The organism is Psychromonas aquimarina ATCC BAA-1526 (assembly GCF_000428725.1).
In the GTDB taxonomy this organism is placed as follows: Bacteria; Pseudomonadota; Gammaproteobacteria; order Enterobacterales; family Psychromonadaceae; genus Psychromonas; species Psychromonas aquimarina.
This window is the reverse complement of the sequence record NZ_AUAM01000096.1, coordinates 1-4,209: the sequence shown is the minus strand read 5'-3', so window position 1 is coordinate 4,209 and position 4,209 is coordinate 1. Positions and strand designations below refer to the sequence as shown.

The following is a 4,209-nucleotide window of genomic DNA, read 5'->3' as shown; positions in this document are numbered from 1 at the left end:
TAACCTGGTGATTACTTTGGGTGACTTAATCAGCGGCTCAACAGCTATTACCATGGTAGATGCAGATCCGCTGAGCAATAGTGATCCCGTCGTTTTTGCACCAAAAGAGCCGCTGATCAGCAGTGTTGCTGCTGATAAAGACGGATTCCTGACGGTAGAATTCAGTGATACGCAGGCCGGTAATATCAGCTATAACCTCTATCGAAACGGCAAGCTGGTAAAAGCGGATATCAGTAAAGGTACTGTCACTGATACTGTGACACAAGCAGAGGGGCAAGGCAGCTGCTATGCTGTAGAAGCTGTTTATACAGAAACCAACAATTACTCTCATCACAGCGCACCTGTCTGTTTTGGTACAAAGCAGACTATTCCAGTAACAGATAACCGTATCAGCTCAAATATCAGCACAACACCTGCTGACGAGCAGATTAACACTGCTTATCTGCACAACTGGGGCAGTTTAAACGATACACTGACGGTGAGTGATATCACAATAAGTGCATCTAATGATTACCATATCCAGCTGCAGTACCATAATAACTTCAATGCGATTAACCTTGGTGTTACCAACGGTGTTAAATGGCTGGCAGTTAAAGATGCTGACGGTGCAGTCGTTGCAGAAGGCGTTATTCAGATGCCACATGCGGCGGTTAAAGACGGTAAAAAACCATTGGTTTACTCAACACCGCTTGCGGCTGACCTTGCTCCTGGAACTTATTCCTTAGAAGTAACTGACTTCTACAATATGAGTTACCTGGAAAGCAACACAACTTATATCGCCAGCGGCGGTAAAGACGGACAAGTTAATAAGTTTGATATTGCAGCTGTCCGCATCCAACCTGCGGCACCTCTAACAGATTAACCTAAATAAACAATAACTAAGTTATATCTGCAAAGCCCGAGTGAATTGACTTGGGCTTTTTTATAATATGCCTGTCGAATCAGACAGCACTTAATCGCCCCCTTTAACGCTGAGAATATTCTGTTAATATTCCAGCAGCTCGAATGACTTCAGCGCCTGTACTTTAGATTAGATCGATATAAGCCCACTTTCATGTTAACATCCCAGCAGCAAAAAAAGGTTTTCATTAACATCTTGAAGTTATAAATAAAAAATAACATCTCACCACACCTCCGCTGCAAGCAGCACTTTTATCTGTGTAAAAAACAGACTACAGCCCTGTTTATATCTCACATCCGACTATCCCCTTTATATCTTCACATATCTTCACATATCTTCACATAACTTCACATAAAGTGATATAAAATCATACACTTACATAGATAAGGTCTATATACCACATTTTCCATGACCTATATACTGCGTTTTCCATGAGATTGTCAGGACGGTATGGCAAGAGTTATTGCTCTGTTTAAAAGAAGCAAAGCTTGTAACTTAATTCCCTTACATTATTCCTGAACATCTCTTTTTCTCTGTATTGAACTGCTGACACTTATGCCGGACGGCTCTGTTATTTTCAGCTGCATTACTAGAATCACATATAGATAGGATGTTAAAAAACATGGCTAATTTTAGATTAAACAAAATACGCGTTACTACGCTTGTTTTGTTAATGGGCGGATCCACTCTGACCGGTTGTTCAAACGACGATGATACAAAAGTTGATAAGTTAACCGGTGACGATATTACAAAAACAGAAACAATCATTAAAAATCAACCATTAAACTGCGAAGCACCAGAAGTTTTGAACCAGGCGAAAACTGCTTGTGTAACCCCGGGTTCTAAAGGGCCTGATGCGGCTGTTGCTCCCTATGCGGTTGACCTTTATTTAAAAGGCAGCTTCAGCGGCTGGGGCGCAGAAGATACCTATAAGTTAATTTTCAAAGATGATGCTTACTATCTTAACAATGTTGCATTTACTGCGGGTGTGCCTGAGTTTAAAGTGGCAGACGCAGAGTGGACATTGGAAACAAGCTTCACCGTTGATATTGAAAATCTGACACAAGTCAGTCCAGGTCAGAAATATACACTGCAGACCGGCGACGCGGCTGCCAATATGGGTCTGCTTATTACACAAGCCGGCTTATATGACTTCAAATTAGAAGTTGGAGATGATCTGCTTCACCCGGTATTTAGTTATGCACCGGATATCGCACCTTTAAGCTACGATCTTTATATTCGCGGCGGCTTTAACGGCTGGAATGCAGATAATCAGCTGCGTTATGTCGGTGATAATAAATATCAGGTAACCATGCAGGTCGCTCCCGGCAACCATGAATTCAAACTGGCGTCCGCAGACTGGTCAAACGTATGGGTATTAGGTGAAGAAACTGCTGATGCGCAGTTAGATACAGCTTATACCATGCAGCCGGAGGGGGAGAATTCGAGTTTATTTATTACAGAGAGCGGTTATTACAAATTTACCGTTGACGCTTCGGATACTAACGCGCCTGTGCTGAAAATAACAGCATCAGACGGAAGCGAAGGAGTTGTTGTGACCCCCCATGAAGGCAATGAGAAAATACAAAAACTGACTTTCACTACCTACGATGATAAAGAGGAAGAAGTGACTTTTTCCGCACTGAAAGCTGATGTTCAGTACCGCAGCTACGCCCATTCAACCACTCAGGAACTGCGCGATCCCGGTGATGCTTATGTCTTATATGAAGAGAAAGCAGGACAGCCGACTATCCGTACCGGCAGTCTGCCCTTTGATGCACTGTTTTCACTGTCTGTAAATGAAACAGAGCAGAACAGCGTATCTGAAATTAAAGACGGCAATTACAATGGCGGTAAAGCAATTGACTGTAACTGTTTTGAAACAGGTGCAAAATGGAACTATGTATGGACGCGTGATCTTTCTTATGCGGCCAATTTAGGTCTAGCGATGCTTGATCCAGAGCGAGTTAAAACTTCATTAGAATTTAAACTTTCTGAATACCGTGACGGTACCGACAAACCGGATCAAGCAGCCGGTGATGACAGCGGTTTACAAATCGTACAGGATACAGGCTCAGGCGGCAGCTGGCCGATCAGTACCGACCGTGTAACCTGGGCATTCGGCGCAGAAAAAGCACTGCAGAACCTCCCTGCTGAAAGTCGTGATGCATTTGCTCTAAAAGCTTATAAAGCATTAGTTAATACTATTGAGAATGACCGTATAGCGGCTTTTGACAGTGTTGACGGTTTATATAACGGCGAGCAGTCATTTCTTGACTGGCGTGAGCAGACCTATGCGAGCTGGATAACCAAAGATCTTGCCAGCATGGGCAGTGCAAAAGCGCTTTCTACCAATGCTGGACACTACCAGGCACTTAAACTGACAGCTAAATTAGCAGGCGAACAGGGTGAGCCGGCAGCTGCGGCCAGATATGAAAGCTGGGCAGCTGCACTTAAAACAGCGATCAATAAACGTTTCTGGTTAGAAGATGCAGGTATGTACAGCAGCTTAACGGCTGGACACCAGGATTTAGCCCCGCTGCATAAATTTGACTGGTTAGGTCAATCACTAGTTATTATTACTGGTATAGCAGATACCGCACGTGCCGATAAAGTATTAGCAAATTATCCGCACAGCGACATGGGCGCACCGGTTATCTTCCCGCAGCAGCCGGATGTTGCAGTCTATCATAACCGTGCTATCTGGCCGTTTGTTACTGCTTACGGTTTAAAAGCAGCTGTTAAAACAGGCAATACAGCAGTGGCAAATGCCGCTTACCAGACGCTGTTTAGAGCGGCGGCACTTAACCTTTCTAATATGGAGAACCTTGAGTGGTTATCACTTAAACCAAACCTGTTAGACTTTGATAATCCGTCGTTATCCGGCCCGGTGATTAACTCTAAACGTCAGCTTTGGTCTGTCGGCGCTTATGTGGGTATGGTAATAGAAGATGTCTTCGGTCTTACTACTACAGATACAGGGATCAGCCTGAACCCGTTTATTACCAGCGAACTACGCAGAGACAAGTTTGCAAACAGCACAAGTATTAAATTACAGGGCCTGACACTAAAAGGTAAAGTGATTAATCTAGAAATTCTACTGCCTGAAGCTTCTGATGATAGCGGTTATTATTCAGTGCAGAGTCTAACCCTGAACAATAAATCAGTAAGTGATCCTAAGTCTATTGCATTTACAGATTTAAGCGACAGCAGTAACCTGGTGATTACTTTGGGTGACTTAATCAGCGGCTCAACAGCTATTACCATGGTAGATGCAGATCCGCTGAGCAATAGTGATCCCGTCGTTT

Annotated in this window: 1 protein-coding gene and 1 pseudogene; both read left to right on the top strand. The window is 43.6% G+C overall.

The genetic code is table 11. The annotated features are described in order from the left end of the window. Positions 1–862: pseudogene (locus tag G337_RS0118705) on the top strand (esterase); the annotation flags it as partial. Between the two features lie 661 nt (positions 863–1,523). Continuing rightward, positions 1,524–4,209 (top strand): MGH1-like glycoside hydrolase domain-containing protein (locus G337_RS0118700; RefSeq protein WP_051303400.1); only part of this gene is annotated, 2,686 nt, incomplete at its 3' end.